We start from the raw sequence: 18,293 nt of genomic DNA, 5'->3' as shown, positions 1-18,293 counted from the left end.
GGCTACATCCTGTAGAGAGAGCCTGTGATGAAAGTAACCGCTAGTTCGGCTGGCAATATTCAGCCCCCGTCGTTTAAACCAGTCGTGCCCCTCGTCCAGGGCACAAAGACGCCCTTGGTCGAGGGAGTGGGCGCGCGCAAGCTGAGCCTGTTTCGAGACGATAAGGGCCAGGTTGAAGTGGTGTTGTCACCTCCTGCGGTCAGCCATCTGGTGCTTAGTGGCGGCGGTGCCAAGGGCATCGCTTTTCCGGGGGTGGTGCAGGCGCTTGAAGAAACCGGGCAACTACAAGGCGTCAAAGCCATTTCGGGGTCGTCAGCCGGCGCTATTTCCGCGACGCTGCTTGCCAGTGGCATGGGAGCCAAGGCTTTCGGCACGCTCTCAAACAACATCGACCTTCCCAGCCTGCTTAACAGCAAAGACCCAGTGACCAGTTGGTTGCAGAATGCCAGCTCTAAACTCGGCAAGCTGGCTGGGCGTTTGCCGGGGCCGGCGGGCAATGTATCCCAGTTGCTGCTGACCATGATGCCGCGCCTGCAAACCGAGGCGAGCCCGTTGGAAGAGATGATACGCAGTGAGTCTCGCCAGTCGATCCTGGCTCGTATCGCAGAGACGCCGAAGGCAAACCGGCCCGCCGACGTCGTGAAAATCGCCGATAAGCTGAGTGCGGGAGGGGCCCCTACCTTTGGTGATTTAGAGGTATTGAGTCGGCATATTCCGGCGATCAAGCAACTCAACATCACCGGCACAGGCATGTTCGACGGCCGCCCGCAGTTGGTGGTGTTCAACGCCAGCCTGACCCCGGACATGGACATTGCCCGCGCCGCGCACATATCGGGTTCATTGCCGGTGCTGTTCAGCAGCCCCGCCGAACAAGGCCATGGGTTCCAGGCCGGGGGCGAAATCACTTCGTTCCAGGATGGAGGTTTGCTCCTCAATACCCCAGCCCCCGGGGTGATCGAGCGTTCGTTTCCCGAGAGCCCGCTGAGCAAGAGTGAGTCGTTGATCGTCAAGTTTGAATCCGAGGCGCCTGCTGCAGCGGCGAAAAAGAGCGGCGGCGTCATGAGCAGTGTGGCCGATAAGGCAACGGGGGCCTCCCATGCGGCGGCAAGTGCCTATCAGGAGCTGCGACTTGAGGAATTTAACGAGCAGACCGTGGTGCTGCCGCTCAAATCCGACAAAGGTGATTTCCGAGGCTTATTGAGTGGCACGGTCAACTTCACCATGACGGCGCAGCAGAAGCAGCATCTGCAGGCCCAGGCTCGGCAAGCGGTGACGCAGCACCAGGATGCACGCGCCAAGGTGCGTGATCAGTATGCGTTCGGTTCGTTGGACGATGCCGTGCTGGCGATGGACGATGACATGCTCCTCAGCGTGCAAACCGCATTACAGAAGGAGCCCACGGCTGCGAATGTGCTGTTGTTTCGCAAAAGTGCACAGCAGGCATTGCACGCCCTGGACGCAGCGATCATCGAGGCCAACAAGGCCGGCACCGCACTGGTCTTCACGCCTAGACTGCTCGTGGCATTGCGCAACCTGGATGCGCTTGCTACCCGGCCCCAGCACATCGAGTGGCTGGGCCGGCGGCTCAATGCCCCAGGGCAGCGTAACTTTCAGCAATTGCTGCAAGTGGCCGCCAGGCAGATGCAGGGTGCTGGCGCGGCAACGTCCAAGGTCATGGCGAGTGCGGTAGCAGAAATGCGACGGCGGGATATCTCGGTAAAGGCCGATAACTTTATCCGCGAGGTCATCTACCCATCCCTGTACCGACCGGGCCAACCGGCGGCCAACGTCGAGCTGTTGCACCGGGCCGCTCGCGACCTGGCCAATGCGACCACGCCGGCCGAGTTCAATCGGTCGTTGGACGACATCATCCGGCACTATGGTGCGCGCAACAAACCCTGGTCTTCGCCCCTCAATTCGACAACCGTGGAAATGGCCAAGGCCTGGCGGATACCGGTTTAGTTGCCGGGCCACTGAACAGCCATAGCGCCAGCGTGTCGTAGCTACAGGCACCCTTGGACGCTAGAACATCATGGCTACCCAAAAAGACGGCAAGACTCCCAACCTGTCGCAGGAAGAACAACAGGACGTGGACAAGAACCAGCCACCCCGGGCGGCGGTGCTGCATGAAATCATCCGCACCCAGGGCGATCAGGAGCTGGAGCGCAGCGTCGCGGCGTTGTGGTGGTCGGCGCTGGCCGCCGGCCTGACCATGGGCCTGTCATTGATGGCCATGGGGTTGCTCAACTCCCGCTTGCCGGACGGCGAAGGTTTCAAGGTGATTGCCAGTTTTGGCTACTGCGCAGGCTTTCTTGCGGTAATTCTCGCGCGCCAGCAACTGTTCACCGAAAACACCCTGACCGCCGTGCTGCCGGTCATGAGCAAGCCGACCCTGGGCAATGCCGGGCGCCTGTTGCGGCTGTGGACGGTGGTGCTGGTGGGCAACCTCTGCGGCACTTTGCTGGTGGCCTACGTGATGTTGCACCTGCCGATTTTCGACACCAAGACCGACCTGGCCTTCCTCGACATCGGGCGCAAGGTCATGGAGAACGACACGGGCCAGATGTTCGCCAAGGGCATCGTCTCCGGCTGGATGATTGCCACCATGGTGTGGATGATCCCGTCCATGGAAAGCGCCAAGATGTGGATCATTATCCTGATCACCTACCTGATGGCCCTGGGCGACTTCACCCACATTGTCGTCGGCTCGGCGGAAGTGTCCTACCTGGTTTTTGCCGGTGAGCTGCCTTGGAAAGACTTCTGGCTGGTGTTCGCCGGACCGACCCTGGCGGGCAATATCATCGGTGGCAGCTTTATTTTTGCATTGATCAGCCATGCGCAGATTCGTAGTGAAGGCAGCCTGCCGGACAAGCAAGCTGCGGACCCGAGGCATCCGCAGCCGATCGACAAGGATCAGTGATGTTCAGGTGTGGCCTGAGGCTCGCCCTGGGTCAGCATCACTTCGATCTGGCGCTGCTCGATGCTCTTGATCATCAGGTATACCAAGTAGCCGATCAGCCCGCCAAACACCACGCCAAAGGTTGCCAGCAGGAACGACAGCATCCAGTTCATCAGCCAATCACCAAAATCGATCTGGCCGATCAGTGCTGGATAGGCTCTTCAAAACCGGGATAACGGATAAAGCTCAAGCCCTGGGGCAACAGGGGAAACATCAGCGCCGTGACCCCTACACCGATGGTGGGAGGCAGGCGGATAAACCGGAAGTTCACATAGGTGAGCAGGGGGGTGAGGCAAATGAAGGCGGGTGGGTGCAGCAGGGTGATTTTTAGTATAAACAGGTGCTGACACATGGCGAATCAAATTTGGCCATTCTGACAAGGGGCTCCCCGTGGTTGCGACAGCGTTGGTTCTGGTAGCGGCACTGTTGCATGCGACGTGGAACACCTTGATCAAATTCAGCGGCGAACGCCTGTTGGTGATCGCCTGCATGGACAGCGTTGCGCTGTTGTTTGTTCTATTGGCATTGGGATTTGTGTCGCTGCCGCCCCTGGAAATCTGGCCGTGGATCATTGCTTCGGCATTGTTCGAGTTGCTCTATCGCTATCTGCTGATCCAGGCCTATCGCGTCGGTGACCTGGGGCTGGTGTATCCGCTGATGCGCGGTTTGTCCCCGCTGGTGGTGCTGGCGTTGACCCTGGTGTTTGCCGGGGAAGTGCTCAGTACCCAGCAGATTGTCGGCATCCTGCTGATCCCGTTCGGCATGCTGTGCCTGTTGTGGCAGGGCGGCGGTGGGGATCGGCTGCCCTGGTCGATGCTGCCGGTGGTGGCACTGATCGGGCTGTGCATCGGCTGCTACACCTTCCTCGATGGTCAGGCGCTGCGGCGTTGGTCGCATCCGTTGGACTACCTGGTCTGGCTGACACTGCTTAGCGCCTGGCCCTTTCCATTGTTGGCCATGGTGCGCAAGCGTGCAGCGTTCAGCCTGTTCTGGCGCACGCAATGGCGATTGGGCCTGAGCGTGGGGCTGTGCGTATTGTTGAGCTACGCTCTGGTGCTTTGGGCCATGCAGTTGGGCTCGATTGCCGAGGCTGCCGCGTTGCGGGAAGTCAGCGTGATTCTGGTGGTGTTGTTCGGCATGCGTTACCTGAAAGAACCTTTCGGCCGGTCTCGGCTCTTAGCCTGTGGGTTGGTGCTGATCGGCATGCTCGTGATGAAACTCTAACCAGCGGATAAAACTAAAAAAGGAATGAGTGATGACTGTCGCTTTCTGGTGTGTGTTGATCGCAATTTTTCTGCCTTACCTGTGTACCTGCGTGGCCAAGTTCAGTAGCGGCAAATTCGGGCTGCGGCACAACCATGATCCCCGGGCCTTCCTGGAAACCCTGGAAGGCTTTGCCAAGCGGGCCCATAACGCGCAACTCAACAGTTTTGAAGTGACCCCGGCGTTTGCAGCGGCGGTGATCGTTGCCCACCTGGCGGGCAACGCGGAACTGGTGACCATCAACGTACTGGCGGTGCTGTTTATCACCAGCCGCCTGCTGTACATCATCTGCTACCTGGCGGACTGGGCGATCTTGCGCTCACTGGTGTGGTTCGTGGGCATGGCGTTGATTGCGAGCTTCTTCTTCGTCTCGATCTAAGGCACGCAGCCAGCCTTTGTAGGAGCCGGCTTGCCGGCGATAGCGGTGTCACATCCAGCATCTCTGGCGCAGGTGCTGGCGTCACCGCTGGCAAGCCAGTTTCTACAAAGGGGCATCCGGCACTTTGGGCAGCGCTGCACCCTTGGGCCACAACATCCATATCTGGCCCTGCTGTTTCATGTTCCCGGCCAACTCGCCGGCGGCATCACCCGTGCCCCAGAACAGGTCTGCGCGCACCTCGCCGACAATCGCCCCTCCCGTATCCTGGGCCGCTACCGGTCGTACGACGGGCGAGCCATCGGGCCGGGTCGTCGACAGCCACAACAGGCTGCCCAGTGGGATCACCTTGCGGTCCACTGCCACGCTGTAGCCTGCGGTCAGCGGCACGTTCAGCGAGCCGCGCGGGCCTTCATTGCTGTCGGGCCGGGTGCTGAAGAAGACGTAGCTGGGGTTGCTCGCCAACAATTCCGGGATCCGTTCTGGGTGCGCCTTGGCCCAGGTACTGATCGCGCCCATGCTGACCTCTTCTTTCTTCAACTCGCCTTGTTCCACCAGCCAGCGGCCGATAGGGCGATAAGGGAAGCCGTTCTGGTCGGCATAGCCCACACGCAATTGGCGACCATCAGCCAGTTGGATGCGGCCCGAGCCCTGGATTTGCAGGAATTGCAGGTCCATCGGCTGGGTCAGCCAGGCAATAGGCTTGGCACTGGAGCCTTGCTGGTTGATAGTGCCAGCATCGTCATAGGGCTTGAGGACTCGGCCTTCCAGGCGCCCGCGCAGGCGCTTGCCCTTGAGTTCGGGGTAGATGCTTTCCAGGTTGACGATGATCAGGTCGTCCGGCACGCCAAACACGGGCACATGGGCGGTCTTGGTTTCGGTGAGGCTGCCTGGATAGACCGGCTCGTAGTAGCCGGTGATCAGGCCGTTGGGTGTGTTGTCCGCCGAGCGCAAGCCATAGACGTCCAACTGCTGCTTGAGGAAGCCACGGATATCACCGGCATTGCCCGGTACATTGGCCGCTGCTGCGCAGGTGGTGCCCCACACGGGATCATTCTTCAGGCGTTGGCAGGCACTGCGCCAGGATTCGAAGCCTGCTTGCAGGTCGTTGTCCGAAACCGCTGGCAGGGCTTCCCAGGTGGCGCTGACATAGGTCGCCACGGCGTGGGGTTTTTCGGGCTCCGGCTTAGGGGCAGGGGCGTTACCGCCGTCGCATCCGGCGAGCAGCGCGATCATTGGCAGGGCCCACGCCAGTCGGCGGTTCCAGGGGTTCAATAGCTTATTCATGCAGGTAATTCCCAAGGCGATTGCCCGCGCAGGTTGCGGCGCAAGCATCCATATTATTAATAGGGCTATTGGTCTTTGCGGGCGGGGCGAGGATACTGGCCGCCGTTTCCCGTGACCCTGAGCCACCATGACTTTTAAAAAACTGACTGTTGTATTGCTGGCCTGTCTGACGCTGACCGCCTGCGGCGGTGTTGATCCGAACTCGCCATTGGGCCAGCGCAAGGCCATCTTCAAGCAGATGCTCAAGACCGGTGAAGACCTGGGCGGCATGCTGCGTGGTCGTATCCCGTTCGACGGGGCGAAATTTGCCGAGGGTGCGGTCAAGCTCGACACCCTGTCCCATGAGCCGTGGAAGCACTTTCCAACGGTGCGCGAAGAAGACCACACCAGCGCCAAGGACGATGTATGGCAGAAACAGGCCCAGTTCCAGGAAATGGCGCGCAACCTTGAGGCGGCCACCGGTGAATTGGTGATCGCCAGCCAGGTTCAGCCATACAGGGCCAGTAACCTGGGGCCGGCCGTACAGAAAGTCGAAGATGCCTGCAGCGCCTGTCATAAGCAGTTTCGCGATCATTGAGCCTGAGTGGGCAAGGGCGCGCGCGCCTTACTTATCCAGCTCGTCCAGGGCTTGTTGCAGTTCTTTGCGGGACTCGGCGAGCTTGTCTTTACGTTTGTTGATCTTCTCGGAATCGCCCTTTTTCATGGCCTTGTCGAGGTCGGCCTGACGGCGGCTGACCTCGTGCTTGGCATCCAGCACCTTGTTTTCGCGTTCCTTTTTCAGGGAGGCGTCGGTGCAGTGGGCAGTGACTTCGCTCAAGGCTTTTTCCAGGCCGGCTTGTTGCTCACTGTTGCCGTGGGCCTTGGCTTGTTCGATCTGCTGGCTGATGGCCTGGCGCTTGGCGGCGCAGCCGGTCAGTTGCGGTGCTGTGTCGGCAGCCAGCAAGGGTGTGGTGAAGAAGCTGGTGACGGTCAACAGGGCAAGCGGTGCAAGAAATTTCATGGAAACTCCAAAGTAAACAAGATCGCTGTCAGGTGGGCAGGATGATTTCTGCCGACACCGGTTAATGTAACTGGCCCGGGTCTAAAAGCCGTCTATCCCGGCGGCCCGTAGGGTTTCACTGATGGCCACCACTTGGGGGTCGCGAAAAAAGGCGCTCAACTGCGCTGCGCGTCCCGGGCCGATTCCTGCTTCGGCCTGCCAGGCTTGTGTGTCACGGGCGGCCAGGGCAGGCCAGCCGCCCGTGAGGTCATTGCGGGCCGTAGGTGGAACACCCAGCGCCATCAACCATTGAGCGAACGGTCGTTGGCGCGCGGTTCGCAGGCCCGCCAAAAGGCGTGCACTGCTGCGCTCGCCGAATCCGTCAATGGTAGCAAGCTCTGCCTCATCAAGGTTCAACCAATCCACCAAACCGCTGATTTGACCGGCCTGGATCAAGCTGTTCCAGGTCTCGCGCCCAATGTGTGGCAGGTCCAGCCCTTGCTTGCCACTGAGCCACGTCAGCCGGGCCAGCAGTTGCTCCTCGCAGGCCGGGGCCAGTTGCCAGCAGCTCAGGTGGTGGAAATTGCTCGCTTGCGGCACCTCGACATCGACCCGTGGGTGGCTACGCAGGATGACCTGGTCGAGCTGTGGAATCACCTGGCCGGCGAGGCTGATCGACACCTGGTCGCCGGGGCGGACATCCAGTTCCTGCCAGCGCTTCAAGGAGCCGATGCTGACTCGCTTGATCTGGCGGTCATCGAGCAGCACCGGGTCCAGTTCCAGGATCGGGGTGATGCGGCCGGTGCGGCCGATCTTGAACTGCACCTGGCGTACATGGGCCAGGGCCTTGACGACCGGGTACTTCCAGGCAACAGCCCAGTACGGCGTACTGGCCTGCCAGCGTTGGGCCGGTGCGCGCTGGCTTTGATGCAGCACCACGCCATCGGTGGCGAAGGGCAATGGGTGCCTGTGCCAGAACATGCGCCAGTGCCGCGCCTGCTCGAAGTTGTCGATGGGCTGGCTGTAGCGCTGGCTGTCGCCAAAGCCCCAGCGTGCTAGGTTGTCCAACTGTTGCTTGAGGTCCGCCGGGCCTTGGGGCCAGGCCCAGACAAACAGGCCGATACCTGCTGCGTCAGCGTCACTCAGTTGTTGACGGTTCATCAGCCCGGAGACTTTGCTGCGGGCATTCATGCCGCCTGTTTCCCCTTGTATATGGGCGTCCAGACGCCAGTACAGCTCGCCCTGCAAGAGCAGGTCGATCGCCTCGGGCAGCTGTTGCACGATGCCGGGGATCCTGCGGGCCGAGGCCGTCCAGTCCTGGCCGAACAGGCCGTCGCCGCGACTGATGACCTGGGCCAGGCGGCCCCCGCGATAGACCAGGGTCACGGCCACACCATCGACCTTGGGTTGTATCCACAGGTCGCTACGTGTACGGATCCAGTCTTCCACGAGGCGGTCGTTAATCAGTTTCTCAAGGCCAGTGTGCGCAACTGGGTGGGCGACGGTGCCCCGTGCACTGGACAGTGGGTTGTCGACAATGGGCGCTGTTTGTGCAAAACAACCCCGCCATTGCTCCAGGCGCATGCGGGCCTGGTCGTAGAGCTCGTCGCTGATCAGGGATTGGCCGAGCCGATGGTAGCTGTCGTCCCACAGCCCGATTTGCCGTTGCAGGGCAGTGATTTCGTCCTGGGCCTTGTCGGCTGGCCAGTCCGGACAGCCCTGCGCCCAGGCGACGAGAGGGAAGAACATCGATAACAGGTAGGTCAGCAGGCGTGGCGTCATCATGAGCATCCTTGCTCTGAAGGGGCGCCCAGCCTAAAGCAAGCAAACGCCCATAAAAAAGCCCCGCAGGCGCGAGGCTTTTTACCGGGTGTTTCTGCTTACTTGAACAGACCGCCCAGGGCTTTCACGGTATCGTTGCTGTCTGCCTTGGCCTGCTGCTTTTGCGAGGCGTCGTCGAGTTTGCCTTGGGACTCGCCGACTTTTTTGCAACCTTTGTTAACTTGGTCCAGTGCAGCCTGCATGGCCTTCACTTTCAGGTCTTCGCCGTTGGCTTTGGCGGCATCTACCTTGGCTTGCAGTTCCTGGCTCTGTTTTTCGCAGTTGCCCGAAGCGCCGCCCAGTTGGGAGGTCAGGGCGCCCGTCAGGCCGCTCAGGTCAGCGGCTTGCACTGGCAGGGCGAACAGGCTGAACAGGACGGCGGCAGGGGCGAAGGTGGAAATACGCATGAAAAACCTCAATGTTCGATTGCCTGCGCACTTGGCTGTCCCGAGCTGGCGCAATGCAATATCCAATGGGGTTGAACGCTCGGGAGGGCGCGGATTCTAGTGGGCCATCATTTTGCCTGCAAGGTTTGGATCCAATAAATTTAAACGTGTAGCCAATAGCTTGTCCGCATAGGCGTCAACGATAACGCGGGAAACCTGGTGCTTCGCGGGGGTCTGGCGGTTTTCGCGAGCAAGCTCGCTCCTACAGAGCAGGCGATAAAAAGCCCCGCCGGGAAAACCCGGCGGGGCCTTGGGGACTACAGGCAGTGCTTACAGGCCGGCGGCGGTACGCAGGTCGTCGGCGCGGTCGGTTTTTTCCCAGGTGAACGTGGTGAAGGTGTCGTCGCCGACAGTCTTCTGTTCTGGGGTGCGGCCGAAGTGGCCGTAGGCCGCCGTTTCCTGGTACATCGGGTGCAGCAGGTCGAGCATGGTGGTGATTGCGTACGGGCGCAGGTCGAAGATCTCACGCACCAGCTTGACGATCTTGTCGTCGCTGATCTTGCCGGTACCGAAGGTATTCAGCGAGATCGAGGTAGGCTGGGCCACGCCAATGGCGTAGGACACCTGAATCTCACAGCGTTCGGCCAGGCCGGCAGCGACGATGTTCTTGGCCACATAACGACCGGCATAGGCTGCCGAGCGGTCAACCTTGGAGGGATCCTTGCCGGAGAACGCGCCGCCGCCGTGACGGGCCATGCCGCCGTAGCTATCGACGATGATCTTGCGCCCGGTCAGGCCGCAGTCGCCCACAGGGCCGCCAATGATGAACTGGCCGGTAGGGTTGATGTGGAACTGGGTGTCCTTGGTCAGCAGTTCGGCAGGCAACACGTGCTTGACGATCAGTTCCATCACGCCTTCGCGCAGGTCTTTGTAGGAGACTTCCGGATTGTGCTGGGTCGACAGCACCACGGCGTCGATGCCCACGACTTTGCCGCCTTCGTAACGGCAGGTCACCTGGGACTTGGCATCCGGGCGCAACCAGGGCAGCAGGCCGGATTTGCGGGCTTCGGCCTGGCGCTTGACCAACTGGTGGGAGAAGGTGATCGGCGCGGGCATCAGCACGGCGGTTTCGTTGCTGGCGTAGCCGAACATCAGGCCCTGGTCGCCGGCGCCCTGGTCTTCCGGCTTGGCACGGTCGACACCCTGGTTGATGTCGGGCGACTGCTTGCCAATGATGTTCATCACGCCGCAGGTCGCGCCGTCGAAGCCGACGTCGGAGCTGGTGTAGCCGATGTCGGTGATCACATCACGGACGATCTGCTCCAGGTCGACCCAGGCCGAGGTGGTGACTTCACCGGCGATGATCGCCACGCCCGTTTTCACCAGCGTCTCGCACGCTACGCGGGCGAACTTGTCTTCAGCAATGATGGCGTCCAGCACCGCATCAGAAATCTGGTCGGCGATTTTGTCCGGATGCCCTTCAGACACGGACTCGGAGGTGAAAAGGGAATATTCGCTCATCTCGATGTTTTCCTGATATTTACCGATGGTGAGTGTCGCCAGATGGCCGCTGAAAGTGGCGGACCTGAATCTGGAAACCATTACGTAAGCCTACATAGAGGCTTTCCCCGGGAACGAGTCCCGCAGCGGTGGCCCAACGGGCCAGATCGTCCTGTTCAAACCCCAACCATAGATCACCGCAGGCCTCCCTGGCCCAACTCTGGTTGTGGCTGCATAAATCGGTTACCAACAGACTGCCGCCCGGTTGCAGCAAACCGGCCATTTGCTTGAGGGCATCGGCCGGGGCGGCGAAATGGTGCAAGACCATGTTCAGCACCACGCAGTCGGCCTGCAGCCCTGCATCGTCCAAGGCATCGGCCAGCCGTAGGCTGACGTTGCCCAAGTGCTCGCGCGCGCAGAGCTGGCGCGCCAGTTCCAGCATGGCCGGGCTGTTGTCCAGCGCCGTCACTTGATGGAAGCGTCGTGCCAGGTCCGGCAGGAACCCGCCATCGCCCGGGCCGACTTCCAGCGCCGTGGCGCCTGGGTCGAAGCCCAGTTTGTCGAGCAGTGCCAGCACGCTTTCGCGGTATTGCGCCAACCCGGCAATCAGGTCCTGCTGGGCGCGGAACTTGTCCGCCACCCGTGAGAAAAAGTCCTGGCTGGCAGCGGCACGTTGCCCGTGGACTTGAGCGATCCGCGACTGCACGTCAGCCGGCAGCGTCAGGTTGTCCACTTCTTCGAGCAATGCAGCGTGCAGCTTGCCTCCCAGCAAATCGGTGTGGGGCAGGGCGCGACGGTAAAAAATCGCATTGCCTTCACGGCGGGTGGCCACCAGGTCGGCCTGGGCCAGCACCTTCAAATGGTGGCTCATGCCGGACTGGCCAATGGCAAAGATCCGCGCCAGTTCCAGCACGCCAAACGAGTCGTTGGCCAGGGCGCGCAGTACATTCAGGCGCAGCGGATCACCGCCGGCCTTGCACAGGGCCGCCAGTTCATCGCAGTCGTCGAGGCGAATGGAAGGCGCAGGTAAGTTCATAAGGCCAGCAGTCTAGTGTTGAGGTCAAATCCCCGCAAGGCCAATATCAAAAAGTTTTGATATTGGTCGAGAATGGGGGGTTATAAGTGAGCGCTATAACCTTTAGACGAACGGCGGGAAGTGTTCTTGCCGTCAATGCAGTCCAAACCACAGGAAAAACCTGCATAAGTCGGTATCTGTCATTGCCCCTGAGGCCTTGGCTGAGGGAAAATGCCGGTCCTTTTTTCCGTTTCTTTTATTCAACCCCCAGGAGATCAGCGATGCCCAGCCGTCGTGAGCGTGCCAACGCCATTCGTGCCCTCAGCATGGATGCCGTGCAAAAAGCCAACAGCGGCCATCCCGGTGCCCCGATGGGCATGGCGGATATCGCCGAGGTACTTTGGCGTGACTACCTGAAGCACAACCCGAGCAATCCATCGTTTGCCGATCGTGACCGCTTCGTGCTGTCCAACGGCCATGGCTCGATGCTGATCTATTCGTTGCTGCACCTGACCGGCTATGACCTGTCCATCGACGACCTCAAGCAGTTCCGCCAACTGCACAGCCGCACCCCGGGCCACCCGGAATTCGGCTACACCCCAGGCGTGGAAACCACCACCGGTCCCCTGGGCCAAGGCCTGGCCAACGCCGTGGGTTTTGCCCTGGCGGAAAAAGTCCTGGCGGCGCAGTTCAACCGTCCGGGCCATAATGTTGTCGATCACCACACCTATGTGTTCCTGGGCGATGGCTGCATGATGGAAGGCATTTCCCATGAAGTCAGCTCCCTGGCCGGCACCCTGGGCCTGGGCAAGCTGATTGCCTTCTACGATGACAACGGCATCTCCATCGACGGCGAAGTCGAAGGCTGGTTCACCGATGACACGCCAAAGCGCTTCGAAGCCTACAACTGGCAGGTGATCCGCAACGTTGATGGCCACGATCCGGAAGAGATCAAGACCGCCATCGAGACCGCGCGCAAAAGCGAGCAGCCGACCCTGATCTGCTGCAAGACCACCATCGGCTTCGGCTCGCCGAACAAGCAAGGCAAGGAAGATAGCCACGGCGCCCCACTGGGGGACGCGGAAATCGCCCTGACCCGCGAAGCGCTGAAGTGGAACCACGGCCCGTTCGAAATCCCGGCTGATATCTACGCCGAGTGGGACGCCAAGGACGCCGGCCGTGCCGTTGAAGCCGAGTGGGACCAGCGTTTTGCGGCCTACTCCGCCGAGTTCCCTGAACTGGCCAACGAACTGGTACGCCGCCTGGCCGGCGACCTGCCTGCCGACTTCTCGGAAAAAGCCTCGGCCTACATTGCCGAAGTCGCGGCCAAGGGCGAGACCATCGCCAGCCGTAAAGCCAGCCAGAACGCCCTCAATGCGTTCGGCCCGCTGTTGCCGGAAGTGCTCGGAGGCTCCGCTGACCTGGCCGGCTCCAACCTGACCCTGTGGAAAGGCTGCAAAGGTGTCTCGGCAGAGGACGCCAGCGGCAACTACATGTACTACGGCGTGCGCGAGTTTGGCATGAGCGCCATCATGAACGGCGTTGCCCTGCACGGCGGCCTGGTGCCTTACGGCGCGACCTTCCTGATGTTCATGGAATACGCACGCAATGCGGTACGCATGGCGGCGCTGATGAAAAAACGCGTGATCCATGTCTACACCCACGACTCCATCGGCCTGGGCGAAGACGGCCCGACGCACCAGCCGGTCGAACAACTGACCAGCCTGCGCACCACGCCGAACCTGGACACCTGGCGTCCATCGGATGCGGTCGAATCGGCCGTGGCCTGGAAGCATGCGATCGAGCGCAAGGACGGCCCTACGGCGTTGATCTTCTCGCGTCAGAACCTGCAGCACCAGGTGCGTACTGACGCGCAGATCGCGGCTATCAGCCGTGGTGGCTACGTGCTCAAGGACTGCATCGGCGAGCCGGAGCTGATCCTGATCTCCACCGGTTCCGAAGTGGGCCTGACCGTTCAGGCCTACGACAAGCTGACTGCCCAGGGCCGCAATGTGCGTGTTGTGTCCATGCCATGCACCAGTGTGTTCGAAGCCCAGGACGCGGACTACAAGCAATCGGTGTTGCCGTTGCAGGTCAGTGCGCGTATCGCCATCGAAGCGGCTCACGCTGACTACTGGTACAAATACGTGGGCCTGGAAGGCCGCGTGATCGGCATGACCACCTATGGTGAGTCGGCACCGGCGCCAGCGTTGTTCGAAGAGTTCGGCTTCACCCTGGAAAACATCCTGGGTCAGGCTGAAGAGCTGTTGGAAGACTAAGGCTGTAGATTGGGGTAGCTGTACTGACGCCTTCGCGAACAAGCCCGCTCCCACATTTGGAATGCATTTCAACTGTGGGTGCGGGCTTGCTCGCGAAGGCGGCGGCACATTCACCCTATTACCCAAGGTAATCGAGAACCCCATGCCTCAACCCCGTCCCTACAAAGTTGCACTCAACGGCTACGGCCGCATTGGTCGTTGCGTCTTGCGTGCGCTGTTCGAGCGAGGGGCGGCGGCCGGGTTTGAAATTGTGGCAATCAACGATCTGGCAGACATGGCCAGCATCGAATACCTGACTCGCTTCGACTCCACCCACGGCCGGTTCCCCGGCGAAGTGCGGGTCGACGGCGATTGTCTGCATATCAATGGCAACTGCGTGAAGGTTTTGCGCAGTGCCACGCCCGAGGGCATCGACTGGGCGGCGCTGGGCGTCGACCTGGTGTTGGAATGCTCCGGCGCTTATCACACCCGTGCCGATGGCCAGCGGTTCCTCGACGCCGGCGCGCCGCGCGTGCTGTTTTCCCAGCCGATGGCCAGCGAGGCGGATGTCGACGCTACCATTGTCTACGGCGTCAATCAGGACTGCCTGAGCGGTGACGAGTTGCTGGTGTCCAACGCCTCCTGCACCACCAACTGCGGCGTGCCGCTGTTGCGCCTGCTGGACCAGGCGATTGGCCTGGAATATGTGTCGATCACCACCATCCATTCGGCGATGAATGACCAGCCGGTGATCGACGCCTACCACCATGAAGACTTGCGCCGCACCCGTTCGGCGTTCCAGTCGGTGATCCCGGTGTCCACTGGCCTGGCCCGCGGTATTGAGCGCCTGCTGCCGGAACTTGCCGGGCGAATCCAGGCCAAAGCAGTGCGCGTGCCGACGGTGAACGTGTCGTGCCTGGATATCACGATGCAGACCGTCAGCGATACCGACGCAGGCGAGGTCAACCGGATCCTGCGCGAGGCCGCCACCCGTGGCCCGCTCAAAGGTCTGTTGGCCTACACCGAGTTGCCGCACGCCAGTTGTGATTTCAACCACGACCCGCATTCGGCCATCGTGGATGCCAGCCAGACCCGTGTTTCCGGGCCAAGGCTGGTGAATATCCTGGCCTGGTTCGATAACGAATGGGGCTTTGCCAACCGCATGCTCGACGTAGCAGAGCACTATCTGCACATTGCCACTAAACAACCTCAACAGTAATTCAGGAACTGCAACCCATGACCGTGTTGAAGATGACCGACCTCGATCTGCAAGGTAAGCGCGTACTGATCCGCGAAGACCTCAACGTTCCAGTCAAGGACGGTGTAGTCACCAGCGATGCGCGAATCCTTGCTTCGCTGCCGACCATCAAGCTGGCCCTGGAAAAAGGTGCGGCCGTGATGGTCTGCTCCCACCTGGGTCGTCCGACCGAGGGTGAGTTCTCCGCCGAAAACAGCCTTAAGCCTGTAGCCGATTACCTGAGCAAGGCCCTGGGCCGTGAAGTGCCGCTGGTGGCGGATTACCTGGGCGGTGTCGACGTCAAGGCCGGCGATATCGTGCTGTTTGAAAACGTGCGCTTCAACAAGGGCGAGAAAAAGAACAGCGACGAACTGGCCCAGCAATATGCGGCGCTATGCGACGTGTTCGTGATGGATGCGTTCGGTACTGCACACCGCGCCGAGGGTTCGACCCATGGCGTCGCCAAGTTCGCCAAGGTTGCCGCTGCTGGCCCGTTGCTGGCTGCCGAGCTGGAGGCACTGGGCAAGGCCCTGGGCGCACCGGCCCAGCCAATGGCCGCCATCGTGGCGGGCTCCAAAGTGTCGACCAAGCTGGATGTGCTCAACAGCCTGAGCCAGATCTGCAACCAACTGATCGTCGGCGGCGGCATTGCCAACACCTTCCTGGCGGCGGCTGGCCATCCGGTAGGCAAGTCGCTGTACGAACCGGACCTGCTGGACACCGCCCGCGCCATCGCGGCCAAGGTCAGCGTGCCCTTGCCGGTGGACGTCGTGGTGGCCAAGGAATTCGCCGAAAGCGCTGAAGCGACCGTCAAGCTGATTGCCGACGTGGCGGCTGACGACATGATCCTGGATATCGGCCCGCAAACTGCGGCGAACTTCGCCGAACTGCTGAAAGCCTCCCAGACCATCCTGTGGAACGGCCCGGTGGGTGTGTTCGAGTTCGACCAGTTCGGCAACGGCACCCAAGTGCTGGCCAAGGCGATTGCCGAAAGCTCGGCGTTCTCCATCGCCGGCGGTGGCGACACCCTGGCGGCCATCGATAAATATGGCGTCGCTGAGCAGATCTCCTACATTTCTACCGGTGGTGGCGCGTTCCTTGAGTTTGTCGAAGGCAAGGTGCTGCCAGCCGTTGAAGTGCTGGAAAGTCGAGCCAAGGGCTGAGGCCTGTGGCCTGGAAAAGGAGCATTCCCATGATCAAGCCATTCGCGCTGGTGATTGCAGCAGGCCTGTTGGCCGGCTGCGGCAGCGCGCCCAAGGCGCCGTCAGAGGCCCCAGGGGCAGCGCCGAACACGGGCTGCTACCAGGCCGACTGGCAGGCTGAAACCATGCCGGTGATCAGCAAGCGCATAGGGCCCGACGGGCTGGAGAAGTATGACTCCCCGCCCAAAGGCAAGGAACAGGGTTGCCCTTGACGGGTCTGATTCACTAACCGACAGCAGTGGCGGCCCCGGGCCGCCGTTCGAGGATTGGCAATGAAAGGCGTTATCGCCCTGGCAGCACTGGCTCTACTGGCCGGTTGTGCCAACCTGAACATGTTCAACAAGGCAGAGCCGCAGCAAGACGCCTGGACCACCTGGGTGTGCGACAGCCAGGCCCAGGTGAACTGGCGATTTGTGGGCCGCGACCGCAAGCAGGTGGATGTCCGCCTCGGCGGCTCCGATCAGGTGTATCGCCTCAAGGAAGACGTGGCGGCCTCCGGTACGCTGTATAGCAATGACCAGTTGGCGTTTCACACAAAAGGTGAAGAAGGCCTGATTTATTGGGTTGCCACCGACGATTTGATTGGCCGGGGCTGCAAGGTCCAGTAATACAGAACACTGAAGATCTCATGTAGGAGCGGGCTTGCCCGCGAAAGCGGTGGGTCAGCAAGACAGATATTGACTGACCCACAGCTATCGCAGGCAAGCCAGCTCCTACATGCGGTCCGGTTCCAACTGTACGCTGCAATAACGATTCAGCAGGCAAGGCTCAACCCCTTGATCTGCAATAACTTGAATAGCAGCTGCCGCTACGGCAGGCTTGCACGATTAACGACCCTCGACCGGGAGAGAGAGACAATGGCACTTATCAGCATGCGTCAAATGCTGGACCACGCAGCCGAGTTCGGCTACGGCGTTCCAGCCTTTAACGTCAACAACCTTGAGCAGATGCGCGCCATCATGGAAGCCGCTGACAAGACCGACTCCCCAGTGATCGTCCAGGCTTCGGCCGGTGCGCGCAAATACGCCGGCGCGCCGTTCCTGCGTCACCTGATCCTCGCGGCAATCGAAGAGTTCCCGCACATCCCGGTGTGCATGCACCAGGACCACGGCACCAGCCCTGACGTGTGCCAGCGCTCGATCCAGCTGGGCTTCAGCTCGGTGATGATGGACGGCTCCCTGGGCGAAGACGGCAAGACCCCGACCGACTACGACTACAACGTGCGCGTCACCCAACAAACGGTTGCCCTGGCCCACGCCTGCGGCGTTTCGGTAGAAGGCGAGCTGGGTTGCCTGGGCTCCCTGGAAACCGGCATGGCCGGTGAAGAAGACGGCATCGGCGCCGAAGGCGTGCTGGATCACAGCCAGATGTTGACCGACCCTGAAGAAGCCGCGGATTTCGTCAAGCGTACCCAGGTCGATGCCCTGGCCATCGCCATCGGTACCAGCCACGGCGCCTACAAGTTCACCAAGCCGCCTACCGGCGACGTGCTGGCTATCGACCGCATCAAGGAAATCCACAAGCGCATCCCCAACACCCACCTGGTGATGCACGGTTCTTCCTCGGTACCGCAAGAGTGGCTGGCGATCATCAACCAGTACGGCGGCGACATCAAGGAAACCTACGGCGTCCCGGTTGAAGAAATCGTCGAAGGCATCAAGCACGGCGTGCGCAAGGTCAACATCGACACCGACCTGCGCCTGGCTTCCACCGGTGCGATGCGTCGCCTGATGGCCACCAACCCGAGCGAGTTCGACCCGCGTAAGTTCTTCGGCGCTACTGTGACGGCGATGCGTGATGTGTGTATCGCGCGTTACGAAGCGTTCGGCACTGCCGGCAATGCGTCGAAGATCAAGCCGGTGTCGCTGGAAGCGATGTACCAGCGGTATCTGAAAGGTGAGTTGAACGCCAAGGTGAACTAAGCCCAGGCGTTCATAAAAAACCCGCAGCGATGCGGGTTTTTTGTGGCTGGGATTTGAAAATACATTCATGTGGGAGCGGGCTTGCCCG

At 61.0% G+C, this 18,293-nt stretch carries 17 protein-coding genes and 1 pseudogene; 11 read left to right on the top strand and 7 right to left on the bottom strand.

The annotated features are described in order from the left end of the window. Positions 1 to 27 precede the first annotated feature (27 nt). Both HZ99_RS15320 and HZ99_RS15315 read left to right on the top strand, forming a co-directional pair. Complete coding sequence (locus HZ99_RS15320; protein WP_038444072.1) at positions 28 to 1,962, top strand: patatin-like phospholipase family protein; 1,935 nt, start codon at positions 28 to 30, stop codon at positions 1,960 to 1,962. A gap of 70 nt (positions 1,963 to 2,032) precedes the next feature. Beyond that, complete coding sequence (locus HZ99_RS15315; RefSeq protein WP_038444070.1) at positions 2,033 to 2,920, top strand: formate/nitrite transporter family protein; 888 nt, start codon at positions 2,033 to 2,035, stop codon at positions 2,918 to 2,920. A gap of 29 nt (positions 2,921 to 2,949) precedes the next feature. On the opposite strand, the pseudogene HZ99_RS27870 reads toward HZ99_RS15315, so the two are convergent. Then, positions 2,950 to 3,311 (bottom strand): annotated as a pseudogene (locus tag HZ99_RS27870) (hypothetical protein); the annotation flags it as partial. A gap of 38 nt (positions 3,312 to 3,349) precedes the next feature. Here HZ99_RS27870 and HZ99_RS15305 point away from each other — a divergent pair. Further along, complete coding sequence (locus HZ99_RS15305) at positions 3,350 to 4,183, top strand: EamA family transporter (protein WP_038444066.1); 834 nt, start codon at positions 3,350 to 3,352, stop codon at positions 4,181 to 4,183. Positions 4,184 to 4,214: 31 nt separating this feature from the next. After that, on the top strand, positions 4,215 to 4,601 hold the full coding sequence (locus HZ99_RS15300; RefSeq protein ID WP_038444064.1) for an MAPEG family protein: 387 nt from the start codon (positions 4,215 to 4,217) through the stop codon (positions 4,599 to 4,601). A gap of 102 nt (positions 4,602 to 4,703) precedes the next feature. Here the strand turns inward: HZ99_RS15300 and HZ99_RS15295 are convergent, their stop codons facing one another. Beyond that, entirely contained in the window at positions 4,704 to 5,885 is a 1,182-nt protein-coding gene (locus tag HZ99_RS15295; RefSeq protein ID WP_038444062.1) for a murein transglycosylase A, read from the bottom strand. Positions 5,886 to 6,012: 127 nt separating this feature from the next. Between HZ99_RS15295 and HZ99_RS15290 the strand changes: the two genes are divergently transcribed. Further along, positions 6,013 to 6,462 (top strand): c-type cytochrome, encoded by a 450-nt coding sequence (locus HZ99_RS15290; protein WP_038444060.1) that lies wholly within the window; start codon positions 6,013 to 6,015, stop codon positions 6,460 to 6,462. A gap of 27 nt (positions 6,463 to 6,489) precedes the next feature. On the opposite strand, the gene HZ99_RS15285 is transcribed toward HZ99_RS15290, so the two are convergent. From HZ99_RS15285 to HZ99_RS15265, 5 genes are all read right to left on the bottom strand, one after another. Next, positions 6,490 to 6,885 carry a DUF1090 domain-containing protein gene (locus HZ99_RS15285; RefSeq protein ID WP_038444058.1) on the bottom strand — a complete coding sequence of 132 codons (396 nt, stop codon included), beginning with the start codon at positions 6,883 to 6,885 and terminating at the stop codon, positions 6,490 to 6,492. 81 nt (positions 6,886 to 6,966) lie between these two features. Further along, the gene (gene ligB / locus HZ99_RS15280; protein WP_404942436.1) at positions 6,967 to 8,646 is read right to left on the bottom strand and encodes an NAD-dependent DNA ligase LigB; all 1,680 of its coding nucleotides are present in this window, start codon (positions 8,644 to 8,646) and stop codon (positions 6,967 to 6,969) included. Positions 8,647 to 8,744: 98 nt separating this feature from the next. Next, complete coding sequence (locus tag HZ99_RS15275) at positions 8,745 to 9,092, bottom strand: DUF1090 family protein (protein WP_038444054.1); 348 nt, start codon at positions 9,090 to 9,092, stop codon at positions 8,745 to 8,747. Positions 9,093 to 9,401: 309 nt separating this feature from the next. Beyond that, positions 9,402 to 10,592, bottom strand: a complete 1,191-nt coding sequence (gene metK / locus HZ99_RS15270; RefSeq protein ID WP_038444052.1) for a methionine adenosyltransferase — start codon at positions 10,590 to 10,592, stop codon at positions 9,402 to 9,404. A gap of 19 nt (positions 10,593 to 10,611) precedes the next feature. Then, the gene (locus tag HZ99_RS15265) at positions 10,612 to 11,607 is read right to left on the bottom strand and encodes an ArsR/SmtB family transcription factor (protein WP_038444050.1); all 996 of its coding nucleotides are present in this window, start codon (positions 11,605 to 11,607) and stop codon (positions 10,612 to 10,614) included. Between the two features lie 260 nt (positions 11,608 to 11,867). Here HZ99_RS15265 and tkt point away from each other — a divergent pair, with 260 nt between their 5' ends. The 6 genes from tkt to fba all read left to right on the top strand — a co-directional run bounded on the left by tkt (position 11,868) and on the right by fba (position 18,205). Next, positions 11,868 to 13,865, top strand: a complete 1,998-nt coding sequence (tkt, locus tag HZ99_RS15260) for a transketolase (protein WP_038444049.1) — start codon at positions 11,868 to 11,870, stop codon at positions 13,863 to 13,865. 142 nt (positions 13,866 to 14,007) lie between these two features. Continuing rightward, entirely contained in the window at positions 14,008 to 15,063 is a 1,056-nt protein-coding gene (gene epd / locus HZ99_RS15255; RefSeq protein WP_038444046.1) for an erythrose-4-phosphate dehydrogenase, read from the top strand. A 17-nt stretch (positions 15,064 to 15,080) separates the two neighbouring features. Next, positions 15,081 to 16,244 carry a phosphoglycerate kinase gene (locus HZ99_RS15250; protein ID WP_038444044.1) on the top strand — a complete coding sequence of 388 codons (1,164 nt, stop codon included), beginning with the start codon at positions 15,081 to 15,083 and terminating at the stop codon, positions 16,242 to 16,244. Between the two features lie 29 nt (positions 16,245 to 16,273). Then, complete coding sequence (locus HZ99_RS15245) at positions 16,274 to 16,495, top strand: hypothetical protein (protein ID WP_038444043.1); 222 nt, start codon at positions 16,274 to 16,276, stop codon at positions 16,493 to 16,495. 60 nt (positions 16,496 to 16,555) lie between these two features. Next, positions 16,556 to 16,891, top strand: coding sequence for an MliC family protein (locus tag HZ99_RS15240; protein WP_038444041.1), 336 nt, complete (start codon positions 16,556 to 16,558; stop codon positions 16,889 to 16,891). A 249-nt stretch (positions 16,892 to 17,140) separates the two neighbouring features. After that, positions 17,141 to 18,205: a class II fructose-bisphosphate aldolase gene (fba, locus tag HZ99_RS15235; RefSeq protein ID WP_029297347.1), complete on the top strand. Its 1,065-nt coding sequence runs from the start codon at positions 17,141 to 17,143 to the stop codon at positions 18,203 to 18,205. Positions 18,206 to 18,293 lie beyond the last annotated feature (88 nt).

It is taken from the genome of Pseudomonas fluorescens (genome assembly GCF_000730425.1).
GTDB lineage: Bacteria > Pseudomonadota > Gammaproteobacteria > Pseudomonadales > Pseudomonadaceae > Aquipseudomonas > Aquipseudomonas fluorescens_X.
Note: the sequence above shows the minus strand (reverse complement) of the source record. Positions and strands in the feature narration are given on the sequence as shown.

What these genes read in the sequence shown, in the direction of transcription:
- HZ99_RS15320 (WP_038444072.1), top strand. Translation starts at nt 28, where the DNA reads ATGAAAGTAACCGCTAGTTCGGCTGGCAATATTCAGCCCCCGTCGTTT.
- HZ99_RS15315 (WP_038444070.1), top strand. Translation starts at nt 2,033, where the DNA reads ATGGCTACCCAAAAAGACGGCAAGACTCCCAACCTGTCGCAGGAAGAA.
- HZ99_RS15300 (WP_038444064.1), top strand. Translation starts at nt 4,215, where the DNA reads ATGACTGTCGCTTTCTGGTGTGTGTTGATCGCAATTTTTCTGCCTTAC.
- HZ99_RS15295 (WP_038444062.1), bottom strand. Translation starts at nt 5,885, where the DNA reads ATGAATAAGCTATTGAACCCCTGGAACCGCCGACTGGCGTGGGCCCTG.
- HZ99_RS15290 (WP_038444060.1), top strand. Translation starts at nt 6,013, where the DNA reads ATGACTTTTAAAAAACTGACTGTTGTATTGCTGGCCTGTCTGACGCTG.
- HZ99_RS15285 (WP_038444058.1), bottom strand. Translation starts at nt 6,885, where the DNA reads ATGAAATTTCTTGCACCGCTTGCCCTGTTGACCGTCACCAGCTTCTTC.
- ligB (WP_404942436.1), bottom strand. Translation starts at nt 8,646, where the DNA reads ATGACGCCACGCCTGCTGACCTACCTGTTATCGATGTTCTTCCCTCTC.
- HZ99_RS15275 (WP_038444054.1), bottom strand. Translation starts at nt 9,092, where the DNA reads ATGCGTATTTCCACCTTCGCCCCTGCCGCCGTCCTGTTCAGCCTGTTC.
- metK (WP_038444052.1), bottom strand. Translation starts at nt 10,592, where the DNA reads ATGAGCGAATATTCCCTTTTCACCTCCGAGTCCGTGTCTGAAGGGCAT.
- HZ99_RS15265 (WP_038444050.1), bottom strand. Translation starts at nt 11,607, where the DNA reads ATGAACTTACCTGCGCCTTCCATTCGCCTCGACGACTGCGATGAACTG.
- tkt (WP_038444049.1), top strand. Translation starts at nt 11,868, where the DNA reads ATGCCCAGCCGTCGTGAGCGTGCCAACGCCATTCGTGCCCTCAGCATG.
- epd (WP_038444046.1), top strand. Translation starts at nt 14,008, where the DNA reads ATGCCTCAACCCCGTCCCTACAAAGTTGCACTCAACGGCTACGGCCGC.
- HZ99_RS15250 (WP_038444044.1), top strand. Translation starts at nt 15,081, where the DNA reads ATGACCGTGTTGAAGATGACCGACCTCGATCTGCAAGGTAAGCGCGTA.
- HZ99_RS15245 (WP_038444043.1), top strand. Translation starts at nt 16,274, where the DNA reads ATGATCAAGCCATTCGCGCTGGTGATTGCAGCAGGCCTGTTGGCCGGC.
- HZ99_RS15240 (WP_038444041.1), top strand. Translation starts at nt 16,556, where the DNA reads ATGAAAGGCGTTATCGCCCTGGCAGCACTGGCTCTACTGGCCGGTTGT.
- fba (WP_029297347.1), top strand. Translation starts at nt 17,141, where the DNA reads ATGGCACTTATCAGCATGCGTCAAATGCTGGACCACGCAGCCGAGTTC.